The following is a 17,999-nucleotide window of genomic DNA, read 5'->3' as shown; positions in this document are numbered from 1 at the left end:
GCGGTCTTTTTTATACCTATCTCATTAAGCCACTGGCGCCAACGTAAACAACACCTGCCCCGTTTTTACCGTCTGCCCTTTTTCAATGGTAATTGCTTCAACCTTCATGCGTTCAGGTGCAATAATCGGAATCTCAATCTTCATTGCTTCAATGACTGCAAGCGTTGCACCTTCTTCGACAATATCGCCCGACTGACATTCAATTTTCCAAATTGAACCCGGCATATGTGACTCAACAGCACAACCGCCTTCAGGCACTTCAACACCTTCGCCATCATCCACAGCATCTAGGCTTTCAGATACATATTCCGCAAGCCCTGCTTCATGCCAGCGACGACGTTCAGCATCAAAGTTGGCTTGTTGCACCGCTTTAAATACAGAAATCGACTCTTGGTTTTCCGTTAAGAAGTCATTGTATTCTTTCAGGTTGAGTACACCTTCTTCAATGCGTAATTTTAGACGACCGGCTTTAAAGTCTTCACGCATGTGCATGAGTTCAGCTTCAGACACTTCATAGAACTTAATCTGGTCAAAAAAGCGAAGTAACCACGGCATACCTTGCTCAAAATCAGGGTTTTTACGGTAGCGTGACCACATTTGTGAGGTACGACCGACAAACTGATAACCACCCGGACCTTCCATACCGTAGACACACATATACGCACCGCCGATCCCCACAGCATTCTCAGGCGTCCAGGTCCGCGCAGGGTTATATTTAGTGGTCACCAAACGCTGACGTGGATCAAGCGGGGTTGCCACAGGCGCACCTAAATATACATCGCCCAAGCCCATGACCAAATAACTCGCGTTATAGACCACATCTTTCACGGCTTGTTTGTCTTTTAAGCCATTGATACGACGAATAAATTCGATATTGTCAGGACACCACGGTGCATCAGGGCGCACAGTTTGCATATAACGTTCGGTTGCGAGTTGGGTTTGTGAATCTTCCCAAGCAAGCGGTAAATACACAGTACGTGATGGCACTTGCATCTCAGTGACATCAGGCAGTTGCTCTTCTGCGAATTGAAGCATACGCAATAAATCAATCTGATCGAGCTGGGTCGAATCAAAATGGATTTGCAGCGAACGAATGCCCGGTGTCAGGTCAATAATGCCTTGAATATTTTGATCTTTGACCCATTGCACCAGCGCATGAATACGGAAACGCAAGTTTAAATCTAAAACCAGTTCGCCATATTCCACCAACATATAATTATTACCGGCAGGACGATACACCACATCAGGCGTACCATTTTGACCTTTTAAAGTATCTAAAATGGCAGATTTTAAGGTGCTGATTTCAGGATAGAACGACTCATCAAATGCCACAGCTTGCGTATCTTCAGCAGTTAATTGCGCATGATATTTTTCATTCAGCAATTTCGCTTGATGATAGCTGACAGGCACAAATTTGACTTTATCACCTGCTTTAAGCTGACCCAATTTCCAAAGCTCAGAATTGATCACCACCGCAGGACACACGAAACCACCAAGGCTTGGGCCATCTGGACCTAAGATAATCGGCATATCACCCGTAAAGTCGATCGCACCAATGGCATAGGCATTGTCATGAATATTGGATGGATGCAGACCCGCTTCGCCACCGTCCTGACGAGCCCATTCTGGTTTTGGACCAATCAAACGAATTCCGGTACGGCTGGAGTTGAAGTGAATTTCAAACTCGTTGGCAAAGAAGGTATCAATGTCGTTTTTGGTAAAGAAATCAGGCGCACCATGTGGACCGTACATCACCGCAATTTCCCAAGAATTGGAAAATGTTGGGATTTGATCTTCATTTAATGCTTTGACTTCATCGGATGTAAATGCTGTGATTGGAAGCATATCGCCAATCAGTAAATTACGCCCTGCATGACCGCCAAACTGACCTAAAGTGAAGGTTGCTTGTGAACCCAAATATTCAGGCACATTTAGACCGCCTTTAATCCCGATATAAGTACGGCAACCTGTGGCGATCTTGCCACATTTAAGTACCTGACCTTTACGCACATTCACGGTTTGCCACATTGGGACAGCCACACCATCTAAGGTCGATGGCATATCACCACCTGCAAGCACAATTTGGCTATCGCAATGGAATTTTAAGCTTGGGCCTTGTAGGGTACATTCGAGCCCTGCGGTATTCGGTGCATTGCCCAACAATTGGTTTGCGACATTTAAAGACAGCGGATCAATAGCACCTGATGGTGGCACACCGACATCCCAGTAGCCCAAACGACCTGTGACATCTTGCACGGCGGTTTGAATACCAGCTTGTAACACTTCGATTTTTTGGGTTTTCCACTCAAAGGTATTTAAGAAGCGTGTGGTTTGCGTGCCTGCTTTAAAGACCTCACCCTCAATAATGTTTTGCAGATATTCAAGATTGGTTTCAATGCCGGCAACCGAAGTTTTAGCCAAAGTATCCGTCATGGCTTGAATGGCAGAATCACGAGAATCGCTTGTGACGATAATTTTGGCAATCATCGGGTCATAGAACGACGAGACATTGGAGCCGGTTTCTACCCAAGTTTCATTACGGGCATTGGCATCAAACGCAACATGCGTTAAAAGCCCTGCACTTGGTTGGAAGTTTTTGATTGGATCTTCGGCATATAAACGCACTTGAATCGAATGACCTTGCGACTCAAGTTTTGACGTTGGAGCAACCCAATCACCACTGCCTAAGGTCACCATCCATTCCACAAGGTCCACACGAAAGACTTGCTCAGTGACACCATGTTCCACTTGTAGACGGGTATTCACTTCCAAGAAATAGAATTCTTGGGTGTCGGTATCCATCACAAATTCAACCGTACCAGCCGAGCGGTAATTCACTGACTGCATCAATTGAATCGCAACGTTTTGGATATAAGCACGTTGTTCATCTGTAATGTGTGGCGCAGGTGTTTCCTCAATCACTTTTTGGTTACGACGTTGCACCGAACAATCACGCTCGCCTAAAGCTAAAACTAAGCCATTGCCATCACCAAAGATTTGCACTTCGATATGACGCGCATTTTGCACAAATTTCTCGAGGTACAAGCCTGCATCTTTAAAGTTCGCTTGCGCTAAATACGACACGGTTGTGTAAGCATCTTTCAGCTCTTCAGCATTCCACACCAAACGCATACCAATACCACCACCGCCAGCGGTACTTTTGAGCATCACAGGATAACCGATACGTTCCGCTTCAAGCAGTGCTTCAGCTTCATCAGCGAGTAATTGACTACCCGGCAATAACGGCACATTGGCTTGAATTGCCAATTCACGTGCAGTATGTTTGAGACCAAAAGCTTTCATTTGCTCGGCATTTGGTCCCAAGAATACAATGCCTTGAGCTTCACACAGATTACAGAATTCGGCATTTTCAGAGAGGAATCCATAGCCCGGATGAATCGCTTGCGCACCGGTATGTTTGGCCACTTCTAAGATTTTATCGACATTCAGATAGCTTTGGCTTGCAGGTGCATCACCAATGAATACCGCTTCATCGGCTAAAGTGACATGCAATGAATCACGGTCGGCTTCAGAATAGACTGCAACAGATTGAATGCCTAATTTTTTAAGGGTACGAATGACACGACATGCAATTGCACCACGGTTGGCGATGAGAACTTTATTAAACATTTTTATACCTCGCCTTCACGAACAATCAGTTGAATTTTGGTTGGGTTGTAGGCATTACATGGGTTATTCAGTTGTGGGCAGTTGGAGATCAGTACGATCAAATCCATTTCGGCCTTAATTTCGACATATTTGCCCGGTGCAGAAATACCATCATCAAATTTCAGGTGACCGTCACTTGTGACAGGCACATTCATAAAGAAGTTAATATTCGGCCCAATATGACGTACGTTTAAACCATGCTTCTTCGCAATCGGATGTTGTGACAATGCAATCATGAAATTGTTACGGCAACTGTGCATTGGATATTTATCATGCGCATAACGAACCGTGTTACTTTCACATGAACATGCACCGCCTAAAGTATCGTGGCGACCGCAGTTGTCATCATGAATACTCGCAATTTTATTGCCAAAGTTGGTATATAAAGTCGTACCTTTTTCTAGATAAATTTGACGGTTCATCGCCAAAGTATCAGTTGCGCTATAACGCTCTTCAGGGTTATGTGCGGAAATAAACAAAGTATCCACCGCTTGATTACCTTCAAGATCAACAATACGGAAATACTGGCCTTTTTTGACTTCACACATCCATGCTTCACCGGCAGGACAAACTTCGCTAAGTACTGATTTTTCTAGATTTACGAGTGCAGTCATGATCATTCCCCTTAAGCAGTTAAAGCGTAGTAGCGGTTATTATTTTGAAACGCACGCTGATTTTGCGGGCATGAGTCACGGCAGACATCTGTCTCGCCTAAAGGTAATGCTTTAAAGAGTGAGAGTTGAATATCAGCAGGTGCATATTCAGTCGAATTATCTAGAGCATGTGGCGCACTCGATAAAAACACCAAGCAGTCCATTTCAAAACGCAATTCAATTACTTGATCAGTATTGTCAGATACGACATAAGACAAGTTGCCGTTGTCATCCGGTGCAACTTTTGAAAATAGGTTTAAGCTACTACTAAGATCCGTCGCCGATAAGCCAAATTTGGTCATCTCTAAAAGCAAGCTGTCTTTACCGTTGCGGTACATGTCGTTACGCGCATCTTGGAAGCTTTGCTTGCCAAACTGTTGTTCGATTTGCGGTGCGGTACTTGGCGCACAAAAGGCATCATTCCAACCATGGTCATCTTTAACAATCGAGATCATCGCACGACCTAAATCAGACGCCAAAATGTGCCCTGTACTTAAAAATGCGCTGTGTTGACCTTTTAAGCTGTCTGGCATGTTATAGGCTTCAAGCTTATCTTCGCTATTCACACAAAACAGTGAAACATTGGCATTTGCGCCTAAAGATTTAAGTTGTAAAACTGCGCCACGCTGGATGCGTGCTGACCAGTGGTGTCCACCCGGTAAACGTTCAGTCCAGAGGACTTGATCTTCGTGATAAGTAGTTGTGCTCATATGCATCCATCCCAATCTTGTACGGTTTACCTCCGGGGCTTTTATCCCTCCGTGTAGCTTGAGCTTGAAACTTAAGCCGTGAACTCTCGGTCGCAGACCTACATGAATCTTCATGTATCGGAACCCTAGATCACTTTATGATTGAGTAGATAGATGCAAAGGACGTGCCAAACTGGTAATACTATTTTTTATATTCGTAATACTTTTTTTTGAGATAGAACTGATCACTTCAGGTGCAAGGCTCTGAAAAAGGCATCAAGATGTACCAAAATAAAAAAATCCCGGCTTGAACCGGGAGTTTAAAATCTAGAGATGAGAACTCAATCAAACTATTTAAGTTGTAGAGTTATTTACTTAAAATCTCATGCAGCATATTGCGTAACCATTGATGGCTGGTTTTATGATGACAGGACATATGCCAATACTGCTTTACGGAATAGGTCGGGAACGCAATTGGCGCATTAAAGATCTTGAGATTGCCACGTGATAACAGGACTTCACTCAAATAATAAGGCACGGTCGCAATCGCATCGGTTTCCTGCACTACCAGTCCGACTCCCAGATAACTTGGCAGACGCATTAGAATGTCACGCTTAAGTTCCAGATTCAGCAATTCATTTTCAATATGGTAATGCCCCATCCCGGCATCAATATCGATATGGGTTTCATGTAAATACTCTTCGGTCGTGATGCTGTCATCCGTGAGCCGCGGATGGTCTTTCGCCGCGATCACCACATAATATTGTTCAAACAGTTTCTGCTGATAAAAGCCATTCTCCAGATTTGGCAAGAAGCCCAAAGCCAGATCAATCTCACCATTGGCCATTTGATAACTGGTTTCCGATGTAATCGGACGCACATTCAGACGGATATGGGATGCATGCTGCTTCAGATACTGGGAAATTTTTGGCAATAACACCAGATGCGATACATCGGTCATCGCCAGTGTAAAGCGCTGCTGTGAAGTGACCTGATCAAAATTGATCGTAAAATTATTGATTGCTTCAACTTTGCTCAGTGCTTCGCTGACCAAGGGAAAGAGCTGTTTGGACAGATCCGTAGGTAGCATCTCATTGCCAATACGTAAAAATAAAGGATCACCATAATGCTGGCGAATTTTATTCAGCAGATTGCTCACCGCTGGCTGGCTCATATCTAAATGATCGGCTGCCTGAGATACGTTTTTAAATTTATAGACATAATAAAAAATACTGAGCAATTTACAGTCAAGTTCAAACACAGAAATACAGTTCCTTTAACTTTCTCATCATTCGGACAGGTCTTTCATCCGTATAAGTCTATTGAGGGTCAGATTAAAATATAACACTTCGCAACTATTTTCAGGATTAAACTCGCTGTAATTTTCCGAAAAAAATATTTTTGCAAGATGAATAAATCCATTAAAAAGTACCTTAGCGTAAAATTTCCAGCCCGGTTTGCTCAGGTCAGTTAAACATTTAAATCGTATGGGATATACTCAGCCACACCTAATAAATGGTAAAAATATAGAGAAATCTTATATGTTTCAGGATAAAAAGCTGGTCTGTTTTGATCTGGATGGTACGTTGATTGATTCTGTAGGCATCTGGAATCAGGTCGATGCAGCCCTGATTGATGAGCTCTCTAACAGAAAAGTCGATTTATATGAGATTCAGCAACAACGCGATCTTCAACTTACCGCCTTGAGACATAGGCCAGATCCTTATCTGGAATATTGTGGATTTTTAAAAGAACAATACGATTTTGAACCAGCTAAAGAAGAAGTAAAAAATCGTCGTTATACAATTTCCCGACATTTTCTTGATTATATCGTCGAGTTAAAACCTCAGGCAGACCTCCTGATTCAGGCTTTAAAACAGCAACAGATATCACTGGCTTTGACCACCACCACCAGTTTATTCAATGTACAGCGCTATCAGGATAACAATCGAAATATTAACTCTAAAATCAGCTTTGATGAGGACTTTTCCTTGATTCTCACCCGTGAAAATGTCCAGAACATTAAACCTCATCCCGAAGTTTATCTGAATGTTTTGCAAGCCTTTAACCTTCGACCTGAGGAATGTCTAATTATTGAAGACTCTCTAGTCGGTGTAGAAGCAGCAAATCATGCGGGCATCGAGGTAGTGGGAATTTATGACCAGCACTCCGCTCATGAAATAGATTTGATCAAAGCCAAAGCAAATTATTATGTCGAAAATTTTGCTGAATTATTAAGTTCATTCAATAACAACATCCACTAAAAAAGATGCCATGAAGCATCCTTGTTCATGACATCTTGAATACTATTTGTGGCTTAAAAATCTTGCTGACTATTTGGCTTTTTTATAGATTGAGCCTGAACCAACCAGATTTCCGGTTTTCTCATCGATTGCAAAATCGACCATACCTGCACCTGCGTTCAACTGAAGCATGCCATTTTCGTTCACTGCAGCGGGCATTGGATTCTTTTTCTCGGTTTTACCGGTTTCCTTATCTTTGATCGTATTGGTAATCAGATAATTTTCACCATTTTTTGAAATAACCAGAATATTTTCAAGTTTTGGATTTTCCACGGTGTTTTTCCAGTTGCCCTGATAATCTGGTGCGGGTGCTTCAGTGGTGTTACAAGCAGTTAAAAGTACTAATAATGGAATTGCTGAAAAATATTTAAGATGTTTCAAAACTGAGACCTTAAGTGTAACGACGCGGCCATTATAGAGAGAAGCCCTTAGGGCTGAAGCAGGTTGTTGTAGGCAAAGCGTTTCAGCAGTACTGGATGTGTTTTGCTTTCGTCATTTTTTGAAATCTGTATCCATATTTTATTCATAAACAGGAGGATTTTAATGATATTGAATCTGATAAAGGTCAAAAAAAAATTCCTCAATAGACCATTCAAATCTATTGAGGAGTACCAAAATGGTGAATAAGTAAAGCTTAAAAATTATGACAATAGTTTCGCTTTAAAGTAGTTGAATACAGATTTGGCAGCATGGGTTTTTTCAACCACCTGCTCAGTCCAGTGATTCGGTAGAGAACATTTAGCCAGACCTACCCACACTGTAGAAAACTGTTTCATGAAGCTGGCTTCGTTATAGTGAATACCATATTCTGCACAGAGCGCTTTGATTTTTGGCGCAACCTGCGCATAGCGATTGGCGGGCATGTCCGGGAATAGATGATGCTCAATCTGATGACTCAAATTACCACTCAAGATATGTAGCCAAGTTGTTCCACTAAAATTGCTCGAACCACGAATCTGGCGTAAATACCACTCGGCACGGGTTTCATTGTCGGTATTGTCCATCTCAAAGGTTTCAGCATCTTCAGTGAAATGACCGTTAAAAATGACGGCAGAAGCCCATAGACTGCGAATCACATTAGCCACCGCATTTCCGGTAAATACCGGAATGGCATTTGGCCCTGCAATAATCGGGAAAAACACATAATCTTTTAACACCTGACGACGCATCTTCTGGCGCAAAGGTGCTGCTTCTTCCCAGACTTCTTTCCAGGTTTTGGTTTTATAGGCAATCACATCTTCCAGATGCAAACGTTGCAGGCCAACATACCATTCGAAAAACACCATTAACTGAATGCCCAATGGAATATTGAACAGAAAACGTGGTTCCCATTTTTGTGATTCACTAACTCGAATCAGCCCATAACCGACATCATGATCCATTCCGACAATATTGGTATAAGTATGGTGAATATAGTTGTGCGTGTATTTCCAGTCATCGCCGGTTGAAATCGTATCCCAATCATAGGTCGCACCGTTCAGACTCGGATCATTCATCCAGTCGAACTGGCCATGCATGACATTGTGGCCGAGTTCCATATTTTCCACGATTTTGGAAAGACCGAGCAGACCTGTCCCTGCCAGCCATACCGGTGGCAACCAGCCGGCAAACATCAGCATGCCACGTGAGGCAATTTCGCTATAGCGGACAAAGTTTCGAATTTTATAAATATATTCGGCGTCTTTTTCCCCCAGATCATCCATGACCTCGCGGCGGATTGCATCGACCTTGGCACCGAATTCCTCAATCTGTTCAGGGCTAAGAAATTGGCTTTTGCTATGTCTTTTAAAATCAATTTGCATATTCATGGGAGCACCTTCTTATAGTTTAATTAATGGCTTATCAATGGTTTATAAATTAATCACCACAGGACTCACTGCCTGAGAAATGCACAGTTTGATCTGGGTATTATTGCCATGATCAATTTCACCGGTCAGGACATTCCGTACCGAACCACTGACCTTGGTACAGGAACAGGTGTTGCAGATGCCCATCCGGCAGCCATGCGCTGGTCGCAAACCAGATTTTTCAGCACTTTCCAGTAAATTGGACTGCGCTTGAAACTCTCGCTGCGATCTTAAAAACTGTACCGGCTGTGCTTTAATTTTTTCATCGACCACAATCTGGAAATATTCCGAATGAAAATTGGATTTCAATTCCAGTTTATCAACGATTTTCAGTGCAGCTTTCATCATCCCGGCGGAGCCACAAGCATAAATTTTTCGTTCTGCAAAGTCTGGCACCAGCTTTTGCAATAAGCTCTGCGTCAGATGCTGCTGGTGTTCCACAGTATTGAAATGGTGATATTTCAAGTTTGGATGCATGAGAACCAAGGTTTTCAGTTCAGCATGAAAGGCATCATCTCGAGTGAAATAGATCAGGTCGATCTGTTCCAGAGACTGGATCACTGCTTTTTGCAGCAAGGAATAAATGGCCGTAATCCCACTGCCTGAAGCCAGGAATAAAATCGGCTGCGTGGATTTTTGCAATGTGAACTCGCCTTGCGGCTGTGATATTTCGATCACGGCACCAATTTGCATCAGGCTTAAGGCACGTGACACTTTGCCCTGCTGTTTAACCGCAATGATCAGATCACCATTTTTCAATACCGTCACCACAGAATAATGTCGCTGATGACGTACGCCATCAAGTCTGACGGTCACTGCAATATTTTGACCGGCCTGAAATGACTTGGCTTTAAAATTATGATTTGGACGTAAGTGAATCTTGAAAAAGTCAGGGCTGATGGCTTGAATGCCCATAACGGCAGCCTTAACTTTTTTGATTGCCCAAGTTGGATGGATTTTTTCACCAATAAAATCAATGAAATCTTCCCGGATCCAATGCGGCTGATAGGTTGGCATGCTTGTCATTTTTATCCCCTTATCCGCAGACAGTTTCATTAATGTACAACTGTCTAATTATTATATTGCTCAGGATAAAGAATTCTCACATTCAGACCATGTCAATACAGGTCAAATTATGTGCCTATGCCATATAATATGACTTTTTGTCGGACAATATCGTCTAAAAGTAGCGATCAAGGTGATATGGATTGAGAAAAAGCATTTTTAAATAGACAACGCTGCTTAGCCTGTACATAAAAAAACTGACCTCTATTCGAGATCAGTTTTTTGACTTCATGTTGGGATTTTCAGATTAAATGGCACGTTAACCTGCTGCCTGTTCCAAAAGAATAGTCCCATATAATTCACGTAGATCCTTTTTCAGCATTTTACCCGTACCACTGAGTGGGATCGCATCAACAAATACGACTCGGTCTGGAATCTGCCATTTGGCCACCTTGTCCGCATAATAATCCAGCAGATCAGTTTCACTTAGCTGGCTGTCCGGCTTTTTAATGGCAATCAATACCGGGCGCTCATCCCATTTAGGATGCTGGGCGGCAATCACGGCAGCCATCGCAATTTCCGGATGTCCCATGGCAATATTTTCCAGCTCCACTGATGAAATCCATTCTCCGCCAGACTTGATTAGATCTTTAGAACGGTCACTGAGTTTCATAAAACCATCCTGATCCAGCGTAGCAATATCGCCGGTATCAAACCAGCCATCTGCAGTCAAAGCTGACTCTTCCTTGCCGAAATAATGGCTGATAACCCAATGCCCTTTGACCTGTAAATTTCCTGTGGTCTGTCCATCACGTTCAATTTCATGCGTCCCTTTTTCTGCATCAGTCAAACGTAGGTCAACCCCGAATGGCGGACGACCTTGGGACAGACGAATCTGTAATTTTTCTTCATCAGACAGATGTAAATGTTTGGTCTTGAGCTGATTTGCCGTACCCAGTGGACTGATTTCCGTCATGCCCCAGGCATGGATTGTTTCACAATTAAACTGTTCTTTGAAAGCCCTTAGCATGGCCGGTGGGCATGCCGATCCACCCACCACATTCCGTTTTAGGCTTTCCAGTTTGGAACCTGACTGATTTGCGGCTGCAATCAAACCTTGCCAGATAGTCGGTACGCCAAGTGCTACCGAAACCTGATAAGTATCAATCAGGTTGACCAGACTTGCACCATCCAGACCCGGTCCAGGAAGGACCAGAGTGCATCCCACCATTGCAGCGGCATACGGAGTGCCCCACGCATTTACATGGAACATCGGCACCACAGGCAACATAATGTCGGCAGCCGAGACATTTAAGGAGTCAGGTAAAATGATGGCATAGCTATGTAATACTGTAGAGCGATGGCTAAACAGCACACCTTTTGGATTGCCCGTAGTTCCCGAGGTATAACACAGAGAGCTTGCCGAATTTTCATCAAGTGTTGGCCACTCGAAATCTGCATTTTGGCCGGCAATCAGATCATCATAAAATTGTACTTCTGGTATCGCTTCTCTAACTGCCGGATCAGCCCCATCCAGACAGATAAAATGCTCAACTGAGGTCAACAGTGCTTTCACGGCTTTAATTAAAGGGACAAATGTTTTATCAAACAGCACCACGCGATCCGCAGCATCATTCATAATAAAAATCAGCTGTTCCGGAAATAAGCGCGGGTTAATGGTATGACAGACCAAGCCGCTGCCAGAAATGGCATACCAAGACTCTAAATGGCGATGATTATTCCAGGCAATGGTCGCGACCCGATCTCCCTGCGCCAAGCCGAGTTGTTGTAATGCATTGGCAAAACATTTCGAGTTTTGATGAATTTCTCCCCAATTGGTCACTGTAATACTGGTATCGGTATTTTTGGAAATTACCTCGGTATCGGCATGATAGCGTCCTGCATGTTCAATCATGCTGCTGATCAGTAAAGGCTGAAACATCATATTTCCGAGCATTCTCCACTCCTTTGTGCTTGTTATTGGTCCGTATTTTCGTATCGTTGTAATAGTTGCATGATGGCTCGATCTGAAACCTTAACTTACTTTTTATCATCATGTGGATCGAATTTAGCAAGGAAATCTAACTTTGTAAGTATCGAATTGTGACAAATTAAGCCAAGTGACTGAGGCGTATAAAAATGGGAATACGATTTATGTAGAGATAAAATTTACACAGAAAATCTGAGATCTGATTTTCACTTTAATTGTCGTACATCAAGACTCAAGCTTAAAAATAGAATGTCAATAATCCTATTCCTCCCTTTTGTTATATTAAGCATCCTAAAATATGCTATAAATCAAAATAATTAGAACAGTTTTAGTTCAAGAAAGTATATGTATAAGTCTGAAAAACTGGCACAAAATATTCGTCAGATGATTGAAAATGGCGTATGGAAGGCACATGAAAAATTGCCCTCACTTCGCGAACAGACCCAATTATCTGGTTATAGCCTGATGACGGTACTCAATGCTTATCAAGAACTTGAAGCGCAAGGGCTGGTCTATGCCAAAGATAAATCAGGCTACTACGTTGTAGAACACACTCAAGCACTACTCAATAGCAAACAGTTCGTACAGATTGGTTTAAATCCTAAAATTCAAATCAACTCGGTGGTATTTAATTATTTAAAATCGACTCAGTCAGCCGAGATTGTGCCTTTTGGTTCTGCCTTTCCCAATGCAGAGCTGTTATATAACGCTAAATTTATGCAGATTCTGGCGCAGCAGGCCAAAAGAAAAAGCAGTTATAACAATCAGAACCATATGCCGCCTGGTAATCAGGACTTGCGGCAACTGATTGCCAACCGTTATCAATTGCAAGGGATTACCTGCAATCCAGATGACATTGTCATTACGTCCGGCGCACTAGAAGCACTGAATCTGTCTTTACAGGCCTTAACCCAACCCGGTGATTTTATTCTGCTACAGCAAACCATATTTTATGGTGCCTGGCAGGCAGCCGAGCGTCTGGGATTACAGGTGATTACGATTCAGGAACATCCACAGTTTGGCTTCGATCTGGAAGCATTTGAACAGGCTTTAAAACAGTATCCGATCAAGGTGTGCTGGCTGATGCTGAATGCCCATAATCCGATTGGCTTTACCGTCAGTTCTGAAATCAAACAAAGAATTGCGGAACTCTTGTATGAATATCAGGTGTATTTAATCGAAGATGATGTTTATCAGGAATTAAATTATGGTGCAGCCAAGCCGTTACCAGTTAAATATTTTGATCAACATCAGATGGTTTTGCACTGCGCCTCATTTTCGAAAACGCTTGGGATGGGTGCACGCGTCGGCTGGGTGTATGCCGGCCCATTTTCCGATGCCATTCAGCACTTACAGCTCATGAGCACTTTAACGGTCAGTCCCTTACTTCAAAATGCGCTGGTCGAATTTATTTCACATCATTATTATGAAAAACATTTGCGGCATTTAAGGCAGCATCTGGAAAAATATAAAAAGAAATTTTATCAGGAACTCAAAGCGCGTTTGGGAAGCATCTGTGAAATTTACTATTATTCCAGTGGTTATTTTCTCTGGATTGAGTTGCCTAAAGAAGTCGATGCCCAGCAGCTCTATCAACAATTACTTCAACAACATATTTCAATTGCCCCTGCACTGCTGTTTAAGCCTGAGCCTGCAAGCCAACATTATATTCGACTGAATTGTTCGTTTGAATGGACAGCCCAGATTGAAGATGCAGTCAATCTGCTGGCAGAAACCATTCTTCAAAATAGCAAAAGCGCGGATTAATTCATCCACGCTTCTGTTACAGATCAGACTATCTTATGAAAGGAGTCTTAGAAGTTGTAAATAGCAACCGCATTAATTCGGTTGTCTTCACCTTTTGTACTGCCATTTGGTGCAGCACCCAATGCTTCACGTTCGCCATAGACATATTCCAGGCCGAAACTCAGCGGTTTTGTAGGGTTATAGAACACATTGGCCCAAGCCTGCCAAAGGTCTTTGTTCACTGCTGTTAGATTCAGACCAGGAGCAGCAAGATATCCATTATCTTGGTCGAAATTCATATAACCATAGCCTATAGTACCACGCAATTTATCATTAAACTGCTGCGTTAGACCGACTGTAATCGAGTCGAATTCACTCTGTAGAAGATCTCCATTAGCAGCTGTAACGACACCTGGATTGGCGTAAGAGACAAAACTGCTATCACCTTTGACATGATAATAATCTGCCTTAAAGCTGGTGCCTGGAACAAACTCGTATTTGGCACCTAAACCTACACCCCATGCAGTTTTTTCATCTTCATTGACACGCTTTTCATTCCCCATCGCACGGGCACTGACTGTAAGATTATCAGCAAATTTATGATTTAAACGTGCTGTTAAAGCAGGTAGGCGCTGTTTAATACCAGTAATGGTTGCATCTTTTGGATCTTCTACTGCAAATACCAGATTGGTTTCAGGACTGATTGTGCTGGTATAACGAACTTGTGGCGTCCGTTTAATTGAACCGCCAGCATAAACCAATGCATCTACAGTTTCCGGAATATAATCTGGCACTGCAAAGTTCGACCAGGTTTGACCGATCAACCAGTTGGCATAGCTGATATAAGCATGACGGATACGCAAGTTATCAAAGCTTGCGCCACCCAGAAAATCTACTTCAACTTTACCGCTTAAAGCTTTATCTCCAGCACCGACTGGTGCCTTAAAATCCATGCCTAAACGGGTTGCAGCCAGAGTAGATTTAAATTCATCACTACGCTCACCGACACCTTCTAAAGGTACAGCATTAATCTGGTTATACATACGTGCTGCTGAACCACCTTCAGCCTGATAAGAGGCATCCGCACGAATATTTCCATAAAGATTAAATTCGGCACCACTGGCAATTTTCATGACAGGTTTGCTTGCTGGAGCGGGTGTTGCTGCAACATGTGCTGTGACCACGGCCGTCTGTCTTTGCTGTTGCTCAACCAGTGCGCGTAGAGCCTGAACTTCTTGGCGAAGTTGTTCAATTTCCTGCTGATTCGACTGAGCTGAGGTTTGTGCTTGAGTCGATAAGCTGATGCCCCCTAAACTCATTGCCATCATGCTCATCAGAACTGTGCGTTTGAATGTGATTGTTGGTTGATTAAATAATTGTGTCGTGTTCATCCTAAACTCGCTTTTTATTATGCGTTTCGATTCTAGCAACAGATCACCATCCGTTACGATGGCGATCTATATCATTGGGAATATTATCTTTATTGATTGAAATCTAACTTAATGTGTCGCTTCTTTTGCCAATGGATTCAGCTTCACATCAGGTGTTGCAAGGGCTTGGCCATCTACGGAAGTTTTTAAGTTCACCAGGAAAATTGCCAGCGCAGCGATTACGCCAGGAATCGCAATTGCAAAGAAGTTCATTTGATGCGGTAAATTCATGGTTAATAAAGCACCAGTGAGTACCGGCCCAACAATCGCACCAATACGTCCAATACCAGATGCCCAGCCCATACCGGTAGAACGTACCGTCGATGGATAATACTGCGCCACAAAGGTATAGAGCAGAATTTGTGAGCCAATCGTTGCAGCGCCTGCCACAGCAATTAGTGTATACAACACAAATTGTGGACTGTTAAAGCCAAGCAGAATCAATGCAATGGCACCACATAAGAACATGATAGTCAGCACTTTTTTGATATGGAATTTATCTGCAAGATATCCACCACCAATTGCACCTACCATTCCACCAATATTTAGTGCGAACAGGAAGATCATACTTGCACCCAGCGAATATCCTGCCTGAATCATCAGTTTTGGCAACCAGCTACCCAAGGCGTAGACCATCAACAGGCACATAAAGAATGCCAGCCAGAACATAAAGGTACTGAAGCTACGGCCTTGTTGAAAGATTGCTTTTAATGGCGCCTCATCCCCTTTTTGCACTTCATTCAGTACAAACTGGGTGTCACTGGTGATGACCTGTGTCGGAGAGATCTTTTGAATAATATCGTGTGCTTGAGCCGTCTGTTGCTTGTTGGTCAGGTACATCAGGGATTCTGGCAGATATTTCCAGAGAATCGGCAAGATGAGCAATGGAACACCGGCAAGCAGGAACATGATTTTCCAGCCAAATTGCGGCACCAACCATGCACCGAGTAGCGCAGAAGTCATCCCGCCAATGGCATAACCACTAAACATCAACGCAACCAAGGTGCTGCGGATACGTTTAGGTGCATACTCGGTCATCAAAGCGACCACGTTAGGCATGACCCCGCCAATACCCAAACCAGCCAAGAAGCGCAAGATTCCAAATTCGACTGGTGATGTGGCAAAGGCACCAATGAATGTGAAGCCGCTAAAAATAGCCACACAGATCATGATGGTTTTTTTACGGCCGAGTTTATCGGACAATGTACCGAAACTCATGGCACCAAACATCATTCCGAATAAGGCAGTACTAGCCAGCATTCCAGCTTGCACTGCACTTAACGACCATTCCTGCATCAGCAGCGGCAATGCCACCCCATAGATGACCAGGTCATAACCGTCAAAAATAATGATCAGCAAACACCAGATCAAAACACCCCAATGAAAAGGTGTGAACTTTGCTTCATCGATCAGCGTATTTATATTCACTTTATTTGTAGACATCTTCACCTCCTAATTGTGAAGTTCAATTTATGAGATTCACAATGCAGAAGATGTCCATAAATGTCCAAAACTGAATAGGCATACTTCTATACCTATAAAGTCTGCCTTCAAGAAAAGGCTTTATTTACTATGCCTTAATGATATTCATCCAAATAAAACGACTTTAATTCAGTCATTAAATAATAATTTCACCTATTTTATATAGCATCTAAAAAGTTTTTAATCTTGTTTAAAACACCGCACGATCATATTTAATCGCTTCAAGATCATAGACCTGATAGACCGCATCAAACAGATAACGAATATATTCACTTTCATCCATGTTACGAATCGCCATAAAGACCGGACTGACCGCAAATTCATCTAATAAAGGGATAAAGTTTAAATGTGCCAGACGAATATTCTGGGCACTTTCCGGCACGATACAAACACCCTCTCCAGCAGCCACAAAACCCAGCGCCAGTTGCAATTCACTGACTGCACGGATATTTTTCGGCTCTAGTCCATACTCGGAAAATATACCGCGCACCTGGGTCGAAAAATTTGCCTTACCATTATTCGGGTATAAAAAGAGTGGCTGATCCACCAGTTCAGCTAGGTTCACGCCATCTCGTTGCGAGAGAAAATGGCTGGAATGCGCAGCGACCATGAGTCTTTCTTCACGCAGCAACACCCGTTTCACTGCTGGATCTGAAATTCTCAAGCGTCCAAAACCGACATCAATCCGCCCTTCCTTAAGTGCCTGAATCTGCTCTGAAGTATTCATTTCAACCATCTCAATTTTGAGCTGGGGATGTTGCTGCTTAAATAAAAACACAATACGCGATAGCAAACCGAACAATAACGAGCCAACAAAACCAATACTAATGGTGCGATCCGCGATACCAATCCGTTTGGTCATCGATTTTATTTCTTCCGCATTAGACAAAAGTTTAACCGCATACTGGTAGAAGAATTGACCTGCTTCTGTGGTCTTAAGCGGTCGGCTACCTCTTTCAAAGAGCTGAATATCCAGTTCCTGTTCCAGATTTTGTATTTGTCTGCTTAAAGGTGGTTGAGCAATAAACAGTTTTTCTGCCGCCTTGGTAAAACTTTGTTCTTCGACGACTGCGACAAAGTAACGCAAATGCCTGAGTTCCATATTCCTGCATACCTTTAAAGTATAAAAAAATGCTAAATCGATCTTAGACCAATCAACATTATTCTTTTAAGGTATATCAAGTC

13 protein-coding genes and 1 riboswitch are annotated in these 17,999 nt (G+C 42.8%); of the genes, 2 read left to right on the top strand and 11 right to left on the bottom strand.

Features of this window, described 5'->3' with window-relative positions; genetic code table 11:
- Window positions 1–24 precede the first annotated feature (24 nt).
- The 4 genes from uca to F890_RS07885 form a co-directional block, all read right to left on the bottom strand.
- A complete protein-coding gene (gene uca, locus F890_RS07900; RefSeq protein WP_005266348.1) occupies window positions 25–3,630 on the bottom strand; it encodes an urea carboxylase in 3,606 nt (1,201 codons plus the stop codon).
- Between the two features lie 2 nt (window positions 3,631–3,632).
- The gene (locus tag F890_RS07895; RefSeq protein ID WP_005266347.1) at window positions 3,633–4,283 is read right to left on the bottom strand and encodes an urea amidolyase associated protein UAAP2; all 651 of its coding nucleotides are present in this window, start codon (window positions 4,281–4,283) and stop codon (window positions 3,633–3,635) included.
- 11 nt (window positions 4,284–4,294) lie between these two features.
- Window positions 4,295–5,032 carry an urea amidolyase associated protein UAAP1 gene (locus F890_RS07890; RefSeq protein ID WP_017397777.1) on the bottom strand — a complete coding sequence of 246 codons (738 nt, stop codon included), beginning with the start codon at window positions 5,030–5,032 and terminating at the stop codon, window positions 4,295–4,297.
- 28 nt (window positions 5,033–5,060) lie between these two features.
- Window positions 5,061–5,172: riboswitch (guanidine-I (ykkC/yxkD leader) on the bottom strand.
- A gap of 206 nt (window positions 5,173–5,378) precedes the next feature.
- Window positions 5,379–6,272 carry a LysR family transcriptional regulator gene (locus F890_RS07885; RefSeq protein WP_005100231.1) on the bottom strand — a complete coding sequence of 298 codons (894 nt, stop codon included), beginning with the start codon at window positions 6,270–6,272 and terminating at the stop codon, window positions 5,379–5,381.
- Between the two features lie 280 nt (window positions 6,273–6,552).
- On the opposite strand from F890_RS07885, the gene F890_RS07880 reads away from it, so the two are divergent.
- Window positions 6,553–7,275: an HAD family hydrolase gene (locus tag F890_RS07880; RefSeq protein WP_005266342.1), complete on the top strand. Its 723-nt coding sequence runs from the start codon at window positions 6,553–6,555 to the stop codon at window positions 7,273–7,275.
- A gap of 69 nt (window positions 7,276–7,344) precedes the next feature.
- On the opposite strand, the gene F890_RS07875 is transcribed toward F890_RS07880, so the two are convergent.
- The 4 genes from F890_RS07875 to F890_RS07860 form a co-directional block, all read right to left on the bottom strand.
- Complete coding sequence (locus F890_RS07875) at window positions 7,345–7,695, bottom strand: hypothetical protein (protein WP_004280391.1); 351 nt, start codon at window positions 7,693–7,695, stop codon at window positions 7,345–7,347.
- 260 nt (window positions 7,696–7,955) lie between these two features.
- Complete coding sequence (locus F890_RS07870) at window positions 7,956–9,122, bottom strand: fatty acid desaturase family protein (RefSeq protein ID WP_004647028.1); 1,167 nt, start codon at window positions 9,120–9,122, stop codon at window positions 7,956–7,958.
- A gap of 42 nt (window positions 9,123–9,164) precedes the next feature.
- On the bottom strand, window positions 9,165–10,187 hold the full coding sequence (locus F890_RS07865; RefSeq protein WP_017397776.1) for a flavin reductase family protein: 1,023 nt from the start codon (window positions 10,185–10,187) through the stop codon (window positions 9,165–9,167).
- Between the two features lie 298 nt (window positions 10,188–10,485).
- Window positions 10,486–12,123, bottom strand: a complete 1,638-nt coding sequence (locus F890_RS07860; RefSeq protein ID WP_005266338.1) for a long-chain-fatty-acid--CoA ligase — start codon at window positions 12,121–12,123, stop codon at window positions 10,486–10,488.
- Between the two features lie 378 nt (window positions 12,124–12,501).
- Here F890_RS07860 and F890_RS07855 point away from each other — a divergent pair, with 378 nt between their 5' ends.
- On the top strand, window positions 12,502–13,923 hold the full coding sequence (locus F890_RS07855) for an aminotransferase-like domain-containing protein (RefSeq protein ID WP_005266337.1): 1,422 nt from the start codon (window positions 12,502–12,504) through the stop codon (window positions 13,921–13,923).
- A gap of 47 nt (window positions 13,924–13,970) precedes the next feature.
- Here F890_RS07855 and F890_RS07850 read toward each other — a convergent pair whose 3' ends face one another.
- From F890_RS07850 to F890_RS07840, 3 genes are all read right to left on the bottom strand, one after another.
- A complete protein-coding gene (locus tag F890_RS07850) occupies window positions 13,971–15,293 on the bottom strand; it encodes a DcaP family trimeric outer membrane transporter (protein ID WP_005251901.1) in 1,323 nt (440 codons plus the stop codon).
- 108 nt (window positions 15,294–15,401) lie between these two features.
- Window positions 15,402–16,775, bottom strand: coding sequence for an MFS transporter (locus F890_RS07845; RefSeq protein WP_005266335.1), 1,374 nt, complete (start codon window positions 16,773–16,775; stop codon window positions 15,402–15,404).
- A gap of 229 nt (window positions 16,776–17,004) precedes the next feature.
- Entirely contained in the window at window positions 17,005–17,916 is a 912-nt protein-coding gene (locus F890_RS07840; protein WP_005266333.1) for a LysR substrate-binding domain-containing protein, read from the bottom strand.
- Window positions 17,917–17,999 lie beyond the last annotated feature (83 nt).

Source organism: Acinetobacter sp. CIP 64.7 (assembly GCF_000369745.1).
Lineage (GTDB): Bacteria > Pseudomonadota > Gammaproteobacteria > Pseudomonadales > Moraxellaceae > Acinetobacter > Acinetobacter fasciculus.
Note: the sequence above shows the minus strand (reverse complement) of the source record. Positions and strands in the feature narration are given on the sequence as shown.

What these genes read in the sequence shown, in the direction of transcription:
- uca (WP_005266348.1), bottom strand. Translation starts at nt 3,630, where the DNA reads ATGTTTAATAAAGTTCTCATCGCCAACCGTGGTGCAATTGCATGTCGT.
- F890_RS07895 (WP_005266347.1), bottom strand. Translation starts at nt 4,283, where the DNA reads ATGACTGCACTCGTAAATCTAGAAAAATCAGTACTTAGCGAAGTTTGT.
- F890_RS07890 (WP_017397777.1), bottom strand. Translation starts at nt 5,032, where the DNA reads ATGAGCACAACTACTTATCACGAAGATCAAGTCCTCTGGACTGAACGT.
- F890_RS07880 (WP_005266342.1), top strand. Translation starts at nt 6,553, where the DNA reads ATGTTTCAGGATAAAAAGCTGGTCTGTTTTGATCTGGATGGTACGTTG.
- F890_RS07870 (WP_004647028.1), bottom strand. Translation starts at nt 9,122, where the DNA reads ATGAATATGCAAATTGATTTTAAAAGACATAGCAAAAGCCAATTTCTT.
- F890_RS07865 (WP_017397776.1), bottom strand. Translation starts at nt 10,187, where the DNA reads ATGACAAGCATGCCAACCTATCAGCCGCATTGGATCCGGGAAGATTTC.
- F890_RS07860 (WP_005266338.1), bottom strand. Translation starts at nt 12,123, where the DNA reads ATGCTCGGAAATATGATGTTTCAGCCTTTACTGATCAGCAGCATGATT.
- F890_RS07855 (WP_005266337.1), top strand. Translation starts at nt 12,502, where the DNA reads ATGTATAAGTCTGAAAAACTGGCACAAAATATTCGTCAGATGATTGAA.
- F890_RS07850 (WP_005251901.1), bottom strand. Translation starts at nt 15,293, where the DNA reads ATGAACACGACACAATTATTTAATCAACCAACAATCACATTCAAACGC.
- F890_RS07845 (WP_005266335.1), bottom strand. Translation starts at nt 16,775, where the DNA reads ATGTCTACAAATAAAGTGAATATAAATACGCTGATCGATGAAGCAAAG.
- F890_RS07840 (WP_005266333.1), bottom strand. Translation starts at nt 17,916, where the DNA reads ATGGAACTCAGGCATTTGCGTTACTTTGTCGCAGTCGTCGAAGAACAA.